The sequence below is a fragment of the Halomonas sp. LES1 genome (assembly GCF_031846005.1).
Taxonomy (GTDB): domain Bacteria; phylum Pseudomonadota; class Gammaproteobacteria; order Pseudomonadales; family Halomonadaceae; genus Halomonas.
Window position 1 is genome coordinate 187,981 of sequence record NZ_JAVRGC010000006.1, and the last position, 12,598, is coordinate 200,578.

13 protein-coding genes are annotated in these 12,598 nt (G+C 67.4%); 4 read left to right on the plus strand and 9 right to left on the minus strand.

Going from position 1 to position 12,598, the window contains the following annotated elements:
* Positions 1 to 85 precede the first annotated feature (85 nt).
* Both RM463_RS13705 and RM463_RS13710 read right to left on the minus strand, forming a co-directional pair.
* Entirely contained in the window at positions 86 to 1,072 is a 987-nt protein-coding gene (locus tag RM463_RS13705) for a succinylglutamate desuccinylase (RefSeq protein WP_195689958.1), read from the minus strand.
* 4 nt (positions 1,073 to 1,076) lie between these two features.
* Positions 1,077 to 1,628, minus strand: coding sequence for a lipocalin family protein (locus tag RM463_RS13710; RefSeq protein ID WP_195689959.1), 552 nt, complete (start codon positions 1,626 to 1,628; stop codon positions 1,077 to 1,079).
* A gap of 120 nt (positions 1,629 to 1,748) precedes the next feature.
* On the opposite strand from RM463_RS13710, the gene RM463_RS13715 reads away from it, so the two are divergent.
* Entirely contained in the window at positions 1,749 to 2,609 is an 861-nt protein-coding gene (locus tag RM463_RS13715) for a class I SAM-dependent methyltransferase (protein WP_195689960.1), read from the plus strand.
* A gap of 26 nt (positions 2,610 to 2,635) precedes the next feature.
* Here the strand turns inward: RM463_RS13715 and RM463_RS13720 are convergent, their stop codons facing one another.
* Positions 2,636 to 3,718 carry a tartrate dehydrogenase gene (locus RM463_RS13720; RefSeq protein WP_311430297.1) on the minus strand — a complete coding sequence of 361 codons (1,083 nt, stop codon included), beginning with the start codon at positions 3,716 to 3,718 and terminating at the stop codon, positions 2,636 to 2,638.
* A gap of 302 nt (positions 3,719 to 4,020) precedes the next feature.
* Here RM463_RS13720 and RM463_RS13725 point away from each other — a divergent pair, with 302 nt between their 5' ends.
* Positions 4,021 to 4,170, plus strand: coding sequence for a glycine zipper 2TM domain-containing protein (locus RM463_RS13725; protein WP_311430298.1), 150 nt, complete (start codon positions 4,021 to 4,023; stop codon positions 4,168 to 4,170).
* Between the two features lie 547 nt (positions 4,171 to 4,717).
* Positions 4,718 to 6,022, plus strand: coding sequence for a glycosyltransferase (locus tag RM463_RS13730; protein WP_311430299.1), 1,305 nt, complete (start codon positions 4,718 to 4,720; stop codon positions 6,020 to 6,022).
* A gap of 7 nt (positions 6,023 to 6,029) precedes the next feature.
* Here the strand turns inward: RM463_RS13730 and RM463_RS13735 are convergent, their stop codons facing one another.
* From RM463_RS13735 to RM463_RS13745, 3 genes are all read right to left on the minus strand, one after another.
* Entirely contained in the window at positions 6,030 to 6,701 is a 672-nt protein-coding gene (locus RM463_RS13735; RefSeq protein WP_311430300.1) for a VTT domain-containing protein, read from the minus strand.
* An 82-nt stretch (positions 6,702 to 6,783) separates the two neighbouring features.
* Entirely contained in the window at positions 6,784 to 7,713 is a 930-nt protein-coding gene (locus RM463_RS13740) for an ABC transporter substrate-binding protein (protein WP_311430301.1), read from the minus strand.
* A gap of 74 nt (positions 7,714 to 7,787) precedes the next feature.
* Complete coding sequence (locus RM463_RS13745) at positions 7,788 to 8,954, minus strand: TauD/TfdA family dioxygenase (RefSeq protein ID WP_311430302.1); 1,167 nt, start codon at positions 8,952 to 8,954, stop codon at positions 7,788 to 7,790.
* Positions 8,955 to 9,063: 109 nt separating this feature from the next.
* Here RM463_RS13745 and RM463_RS13750 point away from each other — a divergent pair, with 109 nt between their 5' ends.
* On the plus strand, positions 9,064 to 9,942 hold the full coding sequence (locus RM463_RS13750) for a LysR substrate-binding domain-containing protein (RefSeq protein ID WP_195689966.1): 879 nt from the start codon (positions 9,064 to 9,066) through the stop codon (positions 9,940 to 9,942).
* 104 nt (positions 9,943 to 10,046) lie between these two features.
* Here RM463_RS13750 and RM463_RS13755 read toward each other — a convergent pair whose 3' ends face one another.
* From RM463_RS13755 to RM463_RS13765, 3 genes are read right to left on the minus strand one after another with little or no spacing between them, the layout of a single operon-like run.
* Positions 10,047 to 10,655, minus strand: coding sequence for a GNAT family N-acetyltransferase (locus tag RM463_RS13755; RefSeq protein WP_311430303.1), 609 nt, complete (start codon positions 10,653 to 10,655; stop codon positions 10,047 to 10,049).
* Between the two features lie 60 nt (positions 10,656 to 10,715).
* Positions 10,716 to 11,720 carry a low-specificity L-threonine aldolase gene (gene ltaE / locus RM463_RS13760; protein WP_195689968.1) on the minus strand — a complete coding sequence of 335 codons (1,005 nt, stop codon included), beginning with the start codon at positions 11,718 to 11,720 and terminating at the stop codon, positions 10,716 to 10,718.
* Between the two features lie 46 nt (positions 11,721 to 11,766).
* Positions 11,767 to 12,594 (minus strand): zinc-dependent peptidase, encoded by an 828-nt coding sequence (locus RM463_RS13765; RefSeq protein ID WP_195689969.1) that lies wholly within the window; start codon positions 12,592 to 12,594, stop codon positions 11,767 to 11,769.
* Positions 12,595 to 12,598: the final 4 nt, after the last annotated feature.

The following is a 12,598-nucleotide window of genomic DNA, read 5'->3' on the forward strand; positions in this document are numbered from 1 at the left end:
GTTGGCAAAGGGGCAAGATTCTACCCTCTGTTTATCGTTGTTATAAGACTTTCCGGTCAGCGGTGGCCCGGCATGGGCCCAGGCATCACTCGGGCGGGGGCGTCGGTGTGGCCAGCAGGGCGGCACGGGCGCCGACTTCCACCGTGGCGTTGGGGAAGACGACCGATAGCGGGCTCGTGCCGACGCGGGTCTCGCCCTGGCTGGCATCCTCGGCGAGCAGGGTGCCCGGGGCAAACTCGGTGAAGTTCGGGGTGTCATCGGCAAAGGCCAGCCGGAACGCTTCGCTATGGCGGATCAGCTCCTGCTCGACCCGGTAGAACACCATCCGCTCGGGCGGCGCCGCGCTCGGCTCGTGACCCTCCAGCAGGGCCTGCAGCAGGCGTGCCATGGGCGCCAGCGGGGTCAGGTCATTGTGGCCGAAGGGCAGGGCATGGCCAAGTTCCAGGGTAAAGGCCTGGGCATCGTGGTAATGCTTGCTGTAGTGGGAGAAGGTCCAGCTGTGGCAGTGCTGGTGAAGCACCGCCTGGATGTCCGCCCCGGCCAGCCACCGCCACTGCTCGGGCGCCACGGCGGTGGTTTCGCTCCAGGGGTTGACCACGAAGCGAGGGTAGCGGCTTCCCCGGATGGCGGTATGCAGGTCGTAGTGCAGGCGCGGCCGGTCCGCATGGCGGGTGTAGAAGGCATCGACCGCCGCCATCAGTTCGCGCGCACGCTCCGGCTCCATGCCCTGCTCGTCGAGGTCGCGGCGAAACAGCCGGTTGAGGTTGGTGTTGATGTAGCGGGTCTGCTCGCGGGTCGCCGGCGGGCTGCCGAGGATCACCAGCAGCGGCGCTCCGAGCCTGAGCTCGCCGGCCGCCAGGCGCATCAGCAGGTCGTCCAGCAGCTCCATGGGGGCCGTCTCGTTGCCATGAATCCCTGCCGAGATGACACAGGCATGAGCGGAGGGAGCGGGGGAGTCGGGCAGCAGCTCCAGCAACCCGTGACCGAGGCGGCGGAACTGCCCACCGCATAGCTCGCCGTGTGTTGGGAATTCGGCCTCGTCGATGCTCTGCTTGAGCCATGTCTCGAGCATGGTGTTATGCCTCCTTGCGCCAGGTATCGCAGACCTGGCCCTGTTCGACCCAGATCAGCTCTTCCACCGGAAAATCCAGTCCCCTCGCCTCGGCCACCAGCGCCTGACGAGTGGCCTCGTCCAGACTGGGGGTGCGGGCCAGTATCCACAGGTAGTCCCGGTCGGGACCGGCAACCAGCGACCAGCGGTAGTCGTCGTCGAGGGCGAGCACATTATAGCCGCCATAGAAGGGGCCGAAGAAGCTGACCTTGAGCCGGCCCACGTCCTCGTCACCGATGAAGTAGGCGCGCCCCTCGGCCAGTTCGATCTCGCCATCATCGAGCCTGACGCCTCGATTCAGCACGCGCACGCCGCCGTCATCGCGCAGCGAATAGTCCGCCGTGACGCACTCCATGCCGCGTTCGAAGGAGTGGTCGAGGCGAGCGATCTCGTACCACTGGCCCAGGTAGCGGTCGAGCTCGAAGTCGGTGACCGGTTCGGTGCCCTTGGGCAGGCCGGTACAGCCGGCCAGCAGCAGGGCGATGCCCAGGGTGGGCAGCAGGGAAGAGTGTGGCATGGAAACTCCTGTAGTGAGTCTGGCGATGGCTGTGACCTTTGCCGCATGGGAGGTAGCAGAGAGGCGATCTAGACTGGACGACTGCCGATTGCCAGGCTACCGATTCCCGGGAGAAGCGCCATGCAGGAACACAGCCGTCGTCTCAATGCCCACTATGATGCCCTCGCCGAGCGAGGGGAGGGAAGCCTGACATGCCGGCTGCGGGAGGCCTATCGAGCCACCGGGCGTGATCCGGACCGGCTCACCCTGGACGAGATCGCCGGCATCGACCAGCTGCATCTGGGCGGACGCGGAGCCAGCCGCTCGCTGGCGGCCCTCGGCGAGTGGCAGCCGGGGAGGCGGGTGCTGGATGTGGGCTGTGGCACCGGCGGTGCCAGTCGTCTGCTGGCCGATGAGTTCGGCTGCGAGGTGCTCGGCGTGGACATCACCGCGGCCTTTGTCGACGTGGCCAGCTGGCTGAGCGCGGCAACCGGACACGGCGACAGGACCCGCTTCCTGTGTGCGGATGCGGCCCGCACGCCGCTGCCCGATGCGACCTTCGAGACGGTGTGGTGTCAACACGCGCTGATGAATATGCCCGACGTGGCGGGCGTGCTGGCGGAGTGGCGGCGCCTGCTGGTCCCCGGTGGGCGGGTGCTGCTCCATGAGGTGGTGGCCGGTGACAATCCGGAGCCCCTGGCGCTGCCGGTGCCCTGGGCCAGCATGCCGGCTGAGAGTCATCTGCAGACACGCAATACCCTGGAGGCTCGCCTGGCCGAGGCGGGATTCAGGCTCGAGGCGCTCGAGGATGTCACCGAGGCCGCCCTGGCCTGGCGGCAGAAGCACAGCCGGCGGGAATCGGGCGAGCCGCCCGCCGGGCCGGCCCTGCCGGGGCCCGTGGCGATCTTCGGCGAGCGCTTCCTGACCATGGGGCGCAATCTGCGCGACAACCTGGCGGCGGGCAGGGTGCGTATCCTCGAGGGGGCGTGGCTCCTCGGGTAGCGCCCTGCTCGAGACACTCAAGCGGTTCAGGCCACTTGGCCGATGACGCGCTCGGCGATGGCGCGCCCCAGGGTTTCGGTGGTGCCCCGGCCGCCGATATCCGGGGTCAGCACCGCCTCGTCGCCTTCGGCCAGCACCGCCTCGAAGGCGGCGACGATGGCCGCGCTGGCCTGCTGGTGACCGAGGTGCTCGAGCATCATCGCCGCGGACCAGATCTGGCCGATGGGGTTGGCGATGCCGCGTCCGGCGATGTCCGGGGCGCTGCCGTGGACTGGTTCGAACAGGCTGGGGAAGGAGCCCTCGGGATTGATATTGGCCGAGGGGGCCACGCCGATGGTGCCGGTACAGGCCGGGCCCAGGTCGGAGAGGATATCGCCGAACAGGTTGCTGGCCACCACCACGTCGAACCAGTCGGGGTGCATCACGAAGTTGGCGGTGAGGATGTCGATATGGAACTGGTCCACGGCGACCTCGGGGTAGTGCCTGCCCATCTCGGCCACCCGCTCATCCCACCACGGCATGGTGATGGCGATGCCGTTGGACTTGGTGGCCGAGGTGAGCTTCCTGCGTGGCCGTGAGGCGGCCAGCTCATAGGCGAACTTCAGCACCCGGTCGGTACCGTGGCGGGTCATCACCGTTTCCTGGATCACCACCTCGCGCTCGGTGCCCTCGAACATCCTGCCACCGACGCTGGAGTACTCCCCCTCGGTGTTCTCGCGCACCACGTAGAAGTCGATATCACCCGGCTGGCGGTTGGCGAGCGGGCTTTTGATGCCAGGCAGCAGGCGGCAGGGGCGCAGGTTGATGTACTGGTCGAAGCGGCGTCGGAACTGCAGCAGCGACCCCCACAGCGAGACATGATCGGGCACGGTCTCCGGCCAGCCCACGGCACCATAGAAGATGGCGTCGAACTCCTTCAGAATCTCGAACCAGTCGTCGGGCAGCATCTGGCCATGTTCGGCGTAGTAGTCGCAGCTGGCGAAATCGAAGGGCGCAAGCTCGAGCGCTATGCCGAAGCGCTCGGCGGCGGCCTGCAGGGCACGCACGCCCTCGGGCATCACCTCCTTGCCGATGCCGTCGCCGGGGATCACTGCGATGCGGTGGGTCATGTGGCTTTCTCCTCTTCTATTCAAGCCTTGGAACCGGCTCCACTCTAGTCGCTGACAGTCGCATGGCGCGACAGGCAAGTGAGGTTGTTAGGGTGATAATTTAAAAATCGGGAACTTCAGCTATATGGCGAAGTCGGTAGGAAGCAGGCGGTAGGGCACAGGGCGTTGTATCACTTGGCTTTCAGCCACGACGTCGCGACTCGCGGCGGTACCTAGGGAGGTAGATCATGAACAGGGTGCAAAGATTGTCGCTTGGTGCAGCGGCCGTATCTCTGATGCTTGGCTTGGCTGCGTGTTCTGGCATGTCGACACAGGACAGGAATACTGCCCTGGGGGCGGGTGTCGGTGCTGTCGGCGGCTCGGTCCTGACGGGTGGCAGCACGACTGGTACCGTCGGCGGTGCAGTGGTCGGCGGCGTTATCGGCAATCAGGTCGATGACGACGATGATTGATACTTGAATGTGGCGCAGTCGACCGACCCTTATGCCGGATCGGCTGCGCCGACTGATATTCTCCACGTCGACGTTTCATCACTCTTCCCTCCAAGGGCTCTGCGGTGTGACCCCAGGAACATTGACAAGGGGCTGCAAGCGCAGGCCGCACGCCTTGCAGTACGTGATGCTGGCTTCGAGGTTGAACCCTCCACGATTCATTCAAAGAATCGAATCGCGGAAGCGGCGGATCCTTGTTCAAGGACGGTAGAGCGCTGGGGCATGCGCGCTTCCAGGCAGCGTTGTTAACCAGATTGGTTGGGTGCTCGCCATTGAGTTCATGCTGGCGCAGGGGGGCGCGGGAGCATTTCGATGGAGCCGTTGCAGGTTGGAATTCAGGAAGATAGGCTTTCACTCATAGTGGATGGGCCTCTGGCATCGGGTTGTTGGGGTAATACGCTGGCTTCTCGAGAGAAAGCCCTCCGCTATCTTCTGTTTCAGGCCGGCCTCATGAATAAGCAGGGGTAACGGCAAGGGTTGCCTACACCGTGCAGCGGAGCCCCCAGTCGTGAACGTCATCATGTTTACCAACACCTATCTGCCCATCGTCGGCGGGGTCAGCGAGTCGGTGCAGCGCCTGGCCACGCGCCTGCGCGAGCTGGGGCATCGCGTGCTGGTGGTGGCGCCGCGTCTCGACGGTCAGCCCGAGGACGAAGAGGGGGTGGTGCGGGTGGCCGCCGTGCAGCACTTCAACGGCAGCGACTTCTCGCTGCCGGTCCCGATCCCGGGCCAGCTCCACGAGGCGGTGGAGGCCTTCGATCCCGATATCGTGCACTCCCACCACCCCTTCCTGCTCGGCGATACCGCCGCCCGCACCGCCGAGACCTATGGCCTGCCGCTGGTGTTTACCCACCACACCCTCTATGAGCACTACACCCACTATGTGCCCGGTGACTCCCCCCGCATGCAGCGTTTCGCGGTCGCGCTCTCCACCGAGTACACCCGGCTGTGTGACGAGGTGATCGCGCCCAGCGAGAGCATTCAGCGGCTGCTGGTCGAGCGTGACGTCGAGACGGTGATCAACGTGGTGCCCAGCGGGGTGGATACCCGGCGCTATCTGGCGGGTGAGGGGCAGCGCTGGCGAGAGCGGCTGGGGATTCCCGATGATGCCTGCGTGATCGGCCATCTGGGGCGGTTGGCCCACGAGAAGAACCTCGACTTCCTGGCGTGCGCCATCGGCCTGGCACTGGCTCGTGACGATCGTCTCCACTGCCTGGTGGTGGGGGAAGGGGAGGCACAGGCAGACATGGAGATCCGCTTCGATGAGGCCGGCGTACTGCCGCGGGTGCACTTTACCGGACGCCTGCAGGGCCAGGCGCTGATCGACGCCTACCACGCCATGGACCTGTTCGCCTTCGCCTCCCACAGCGAGACCCAGGGCATGGTCGTGGCCGAGGCCATGGCCGCCAGGCTACCCGTGGTGGCCGTGGACGCCCCCGGGGTTCGCGAGGTGGTGCGCGATGGCGGCAACGGTCGACTGCTCGAGAGCGACGATGCCGAGGCCATGGCAGCGGTGCTCGGCGAGCTCGTCGACCCCGAGCGGCGAGCCCCCCTGGCGGCAGGAGCGGAGGAGACGGCGGCGGCCTTCGACGAGATGAGCTGTGCCCAGCGTTGCCTGGAGGTCTACCGCCGCGCCATCGCCTCGGGTGGACCCTTTACCCATGCCGACGAGGGGGGCTGGGAGTTGATGCGACATCGACTGGGCGCCGAGTGGCAGATGTTCAGGCATCGAGGTCGCGTGCTCGGCAAGCTGGTGTATGCCACCTGGGAGGAGGAGCGTCCCGACTGGTGGCCTGGCGGGTCCCCGAAGTAAGCCACGCTCAGCGCCGGCGATCCGCCCAGCGCTTGAGCGCGACCAGCAGCAGCACCGCCAGCAGCAGGCCTCCGGCCCCCCAGGCCAGCTCGCCATGGCTCTCGGCGGTCGCCAGCTCACCGAGCTGGCTGCCCAGCAGGGTGACCCCGGCGAGCCCCGGGGCGATGCCCAGTAGCGATCCCAGCATGTAATCGCGCAGACGCAGATGGAAGGCGCCGGCCATCATGTTGGTCAGGGTGAAGGGGGCCAGCGGCAGCAGGTTGACCATGGTCATGGTGCGGATGCCGCGACCGGAGAGGTAGCGAGAGACCCCCCTGAGGCGTCGACCGCCATGGCGCAGCAGCGCTTCGTGGCCGATGCGCCGGCCCACCCACCAGGTCACCAGCGAGGCCGTCATGGTGCCCGCCAGGGCGTAGCCGAAGCCCCACCAGGGGCCGAACAGCAGCCCGGTGGCACCCACCAGCAGGCTCAGCGGAAACATCACCAGCGAGGCCCCGGCGTAGATCGCCATCACCGCCAGCACCGCCCAGGGGGCATCCCGCCAGGCCACCGAGCCCTGGGCCAGTGCCAGGAGGGCGTCGACGGTAAGCAGGTCCTGCATGGCCAGCCACTGCCAAAGCAGGCCCAGTGCGACGAGCAGAGTGAGCAGCAGGGCAAGGATGCCGATAGGGCGACTCATGGGGCGTGAAGACTCCTGGTGAGCGTCACGCTACAGCATACGGCAGCAGGCCCGGCAGCCAAAGCCGCCGCCGGAGCCGGACCTACAGGCTGGCCTCGACCGCCGGCCAGGCAGGCTTGCCGTCCAGGGTCGTCACGCCTTCCAGCATGGCCTCGACGCGCTCGGGATGCTCGTGCAACCACTGCCTGGCGACGGCTTCCGCGTCGCGCTTCTTCTGGCCGAACTCGTTGATCATCCAGCTCTGCTCCTCGGCGGCGAAGGTGAACTGCTCGAAGAAACCGACCAGCCCGGGATGTGCGTCGGCATAGTCGCTGCGCAGCACGGTCAGCACATCCGTCTCGCCGTTGTTCTCGCCGAACAGATCCTTGGGGTCATCGAGATAGCGCATCGGCAGCTCGAGGTTCATCCAGTGGGGCGTCCAGCCTACCCAGACGATGGGCTCCTCACGGTCAATGGCGCTGCGGGCGGCGCCCAGCATGCCTACCACGCTGGTATCCATTACCTGCCAGTCACCGAGACCCCAGGTGTCATCGTCGATGGCTTCGTGAAGGACCTCGCTGGCGGCCGAACCGGCGCCGAAGCCGTGGATCTCGCCGTCGAAGAGCTCGCGGTGGTCGTCCAGGTCGGCGAAGCTCCGGATCCCCTGTGCGTAGAGGTAGTCGGGGACTACCAGGGTCATCCGGGCGCCGTCGACGTTATTGGCGACCTTGACCACGGCGCCACTGGCCTCGCGTGGTGTGTACATGTTGGCCTGGGCGGGCATCCAGCCGCCGAGAAACGCATCGATGTCGCCGGTCTCCAGTCCCTGGTAGACGACCTGCAGACCAAGCTCGTGGGTGCGAGTCTCGTAGCCCAGGGGAGCGAGCAGCTGCTGGGCGATCTCGGTCTTGACGGTGATGCCGGGCCAGGCAGGCACACCGAAGTCCAGTACGGCCTCGTCGGCGAGTGCCGGGTTGGCCAGGCCGAGGGTCAGGGGCAGGGACAGCAGGGCAGGAGTCAGGGAAAGACGCATGGCATCTCCTTATGGTGGGTCGTCAAGCCGCCACCGGATTGAGGTTATCTATTGGGTGGCGGCAATTGGGGGTATCACGCCTGCCGGGCCAGCACCCTCAGGCGGGATTCGCACATGTCGAGATCCAGATAGGTGCCCTGGAGATGGCGGCGACCGCTGTTGGGGTCGAAGGCGTTGCGGCCGTGCAGGACGCGCCGATTGTCGAAGGCGACCATCTCCCCCGGGGCCAGGGCGAACTCCAGTCGATGCTGTGGGGCGTGGACCCGCTGCCAGAAGGTGCGATAGGCGGCATACCAGGCTTCGATGGTCTCGGCCGGCAGAAGAAGGCTGTCGCGAATCCAGTTGTTGAGGCGTACCTCGATGACGCTGCCCGCCTCATCGAGGGCGATCACCGGCGCCCGCCAGACGATATCGTGATGCTCGTCCTGGAAGCGGAAGTCGATAGGGGTCTCGCTGAGCAGTCGAAAGGCCTCGGGGGACGATTGCCGCAGGCTCTCGGCGGCGGCGAAGCCGTCGGCGAAGATCGACTCGCCGCCCTCGGCGCCATTCTCCAGGCAGTAGAGCAGCTGAATATCCGGCGGCTGGCGCCAGTTGGGCAGGTCGGTATGCAGTGCCAGGGCGATGGCCGTATAGGCGGCATTGTTGGGGTTGGGCTTGGAGCGCACATCGAAACGCGCACCGAAGTTGGTGGGGCGCAGCGGCCCGATGCGCTCGGCCAGGCGACTGACCTCCTCGTCTGCCAGGGGGCCCTCCTCGAGCAGCACCAGGCCGTCGCGGAGCAGGGCGGTCAGCCACTCACGCTCGCCTGCGGCGCCGGCGGTGAAATCACCATGGGCCACGCGCGCGGGGCTGAAGCTCTCTCCCCAGGGGCGACGCCTGGGCACCACATCCTTCGGCGGGCAGCCCGGGCGACGTTGATGCAGCCAGCCCGCATCGAAGCGGCTGACATGGCCGTCGGCCCAGGTCACCGTCAGGTTGCCGTTCTCCACCTGTACCTCCACTGCCGCGTCGGGTGCCTCCCGGGGCAGGGAGAGGCGCTCGCGAGTCTGTGGGTGGCGGCATTCGGGGCAGGCACAGTGGTCGCGCAGCCAGATCAGCGGGAACGAGGCCTGCTCATCGCCTTCCCAGGACAGCAGCAGAAAACGGTCGTCTGCCCCGGCACGAGTGAGGCCCGGTGCCTGGGTGTAGTCGTTCAGCTCGCCCATGGGCAGATGCGGGCGTTGTTCGCGGGTCAAGGACATGATCACTCTCCTGGCGGTTGGCTGGCGCCAAGGATGGAGATTGCCCCCGGCGTTCACAAACGATTAATCTGGCGCCTATGACCCAAGTTTATTTATGGCAGCCTATTTCATGAGCGCCCTGCCCCCATTGGCCTGGCTCCAGGCCTTCGAGGCCGCCGCCCGCACCCTGAGCTTCACCGCCGCCGGACAGGAGCTTGGGGTGACCCAGGCGGCCATCAGCCAGCGTGTTCGTCTTCTGGAAGACCGCCTGGGTCAGAAGCTCTTCGTGCGTCATCCCCGCAGCCTGAGCCTGACGCCGGCCGGGCAGTCGTGGCTGCCCAGTCTTCAGGACGGCTTTACCCGGCTGGCCGAGGGCACCCGGGAGGTCTTCGGCGAGACCGATGAGGCACCGGTCACGCTACGCACCACACCGGTGGTGCAACAGAACTGGCTGGCGCCGCGACTATGCGCCTTTCGCCGCGAGTATCCCGAGGTGGCGTTGCGACTCGTCAGTGCCATCTGGCCCGACGATTTCGGGCCCGAGGGCGCTGACATCGAGATCCGTTACGGTCAGGGAGGGTGGCACGGCATGGAGGCGGTATCGCTGGGCAGCGACACCATGCTGCCCGTGTGTGCCCCGGCATTGGCCGAGCGCATCACGAGGCCGGCCGACCTGGCGGAGCACACCCTGCTGCATGCGGTGGGATTCGAGGTGGGGTGGCCGACCTGGCTGGAGGCCGCCGGGGTGCCGGCACTGGCCTCGCGTCGAGCCCCGCTGATCTGTGATACGCAAACGATGACGCTGTCTCTCGCGGCACTGGGCGAGGGCATCGCCTTGACGCATCGGCGGCTGGTGGAGCACCGAGACGATCTGGTGGCGGCGCTCGACTGGGAGGTCGAGAGCGACGAAGCGTTCTGGCTGGTGCGCCCGGTGCGCGCACCGGCCCGGCCGGAGGCGGCGCTGCTCTGGGAGTGGTTGAAGCTCCGGCTCGCCATGGATCTCTCCTGAGACAGCCGGCAGGCTACCCTTTCCGGTGCTTCGCAGGGGCCGATGCTTCCTTAAGATTCGATGCTTCGCAGGGGGCGTGGGGCTGGCCTACAGCCCCCTCGATGCTAGCCGTCGGGCTGGCGCTGCATAAACCAGTGAGTCACCCCGATCACGGGCTCGCTGGCCAGGGTCTCGAAGCCGAAGCGTCGATAGAGCCGGACATTCTCGGGAAGGTCGGTCTCCAGGTAGCCCAGGCCGCGTTGCCGGTCGAGGTGATCGCATAGCTGACTCAGCAGCCGGCTGCCGACTCCCTGACCCTGCCACTCGGGTGCGACCGCCAGCGGCCCGAGGTGCCAGTGAGTCGGCATGCCGGCGTCTCGCCTGGCCCACACCCGCACCCAGGCCCGCATGCGCAGGGCGCTCACCGGGCCGTTCGCGAGCAGGACCGGCAGCGCCCGCCCCCGGTCGGCAAGGGTCGGCTGGCAGCCACCCGGGGCGGCCAGGGCCGCCACGCCGACCAGCCGTGGGCCCGCGAAGGCGCCAAGGATCCGGCCGCCCTCCAGCTGGCGCTGCAGGAAGGGGGTGAAGATTCGTCGCAGGGTGCGCTCACGCCGCACCGGATCGGCCCCGAAGGCCCTGATGTGTGTGGGGTTGTCGCGCATGCCCCGGCCGAGCAGCCCGGCGGCGGTCCGGGCCTCGGCCCTGGTCAGGGTACGAATCTCCAGTCTCTCCATGGATCACCCTCGGTGCGCTGCCCCGATGTCATTCGGGCCATTTTCAGTTAAGCAACAGGGCTATTGCGCCAGATACTCCTCGAATGCCGCCAGGGTGGCATCGATGGCCGCGTCATCCAGGTCGCGGTGCACCACCAGGCGGGTGTCATAGAGCACCTCGATCAGGATCTCGCGCTCGGCCAGCCAGGCCCGCAGTGGCGCGATATGTGGCTCGGGCACCCGCAGGAAGAGCATGTTGGTGGCCTGGGAGAGCACCTCGATGGTCGGCAGTGCCCGCAGGCCCGCCGCCAGGCGCTCGGCGCGGCGGTGGTCATCGGCGAGGTCCGCCATCTGGTGGTCCAGCGCGTAGTGGCAGGCGGCGGCGATGATGCCCGACTGACGCATGCCCCCACCCAGCACCTTGCGCCAGCGGCGTGCCGCGTCGATCAGTGCCTGGGGGCCCACCAGGGCCGAGCCCATCGGCGCACCCAATCCCTTGGAGAAGCACAGGGAGACCGTGTCGAAGGGCGCGCAGAGCGTTGCCAGCGAGGTGTCGGTGGCCACCGCGGCATTGAACAGTCGGGCGCCGTCCAGGTGGGTGGCCAGGCCGTGCTCCCGGGCCAGCTCGGTGGCCTGGTGCATATAGTCGGCATCGATCACGCGTCCGCCGATGGTGTTCTCCAGTGCCAGCAGGCGGGTGCGGGCGAAGTGGAAATCGTCGGGCTTGATGGCGGCGCGGATGCGCTCAAGCGGCAGCGAGCCATCCTCGGCGTGCTCCACCGGCTGAGGCTGGATGCCGCCGAGAACCGCGGCGCCGCCGCCTTCGTACTTGTAGGTGTGGGCCTGCTGGCCGGCGATATATTCGTCGCCCCGCTGACAGTGGGCGAGCAGGGCGGCCAGATTGCTCTGGGTGCCGCTGGGGAAGAGCAGGGCGGCGGCCTTGCCGGCACGCTCGGCCAGGGCGTTTTCGAAGCGAGCCACGCTGGGGTCATCGCCCCACACATCATCGCCCACCGGGGCGGCATGCATGGCATCGCGCATGGCGGCGCTGGGGCGGGTGACGGTATCGCTGCGCAGATCGATCATCGGTGCCTCCAGAGGGTAACGGGCAATCGGTAATGAACCAGTGGGGTCAATGGTGTTCGGGCCGGGCGTGGTCCGCCGAGGGCGGCAGTCGGGCCAGCGTCTGCTGGCGGAAGTAGCGGCCGAGCAGATCGAAGAGGGCCGGGTAGGCATCATGCAACAGGTCGGGGGCGGTGAAGAAGGCCTCGCAGCAGACCGCGAAGCATTCGCCGGGGTGCGTGGCGGCATAATCGTCGATGGGGGTAGCCTCACCGCGAGCGAGACGGGACTGAAGGTCATCCCACACCGCCATGAACACCCGGTGCCACTCCCGCGGGTCGATATCGCCGGGCAGCGGCGGGAAGCCGTCAACATCCAGGGAGTTGCCCAGGTCGAGCTTGTGGGCAAACTCGTGAATCAGCACATTGAAGCCCGAGAAGTCGCCGCTCTCCATCAGGTCGGGGAAGGCCACCACCACCGGCCCCTGGTGGGAGGTCTCCCCGGCACGCTCGTCGTCATACTCGTGGACCACGCCGAACTCGTCCATCTCCTCCACGCGACGCCGAAAGGCATCGGGCAGGATCAGGACCTCATGGACATTGCCGAAGGCCTCGAGGTGTTCGTCGTCGCGCCAGCCCAGCGTCAGCAGGCAGGCCTGACCGGCCAGGGCGAGCCGCGCCGGCAGGTCGAAGGGCGTGGCCTCGGCAAGCTCCGGATGCAGGCTGATGCGCTTGGCGTGCAGGAAACGCCAGGCGCGCTGGCCCAGGCGCCGGGCCTCCTCCTCACCGAGGGCGGCCAGCAACGGTACGCGGTGGCGCGCCTCCCGCCAGGTCTCTTCCGGCAGGGGATGGCGCGCCGCGAAGCGCTGCTCGCGCCAGCGGCGCAGGCGGTTCAGCATCGCT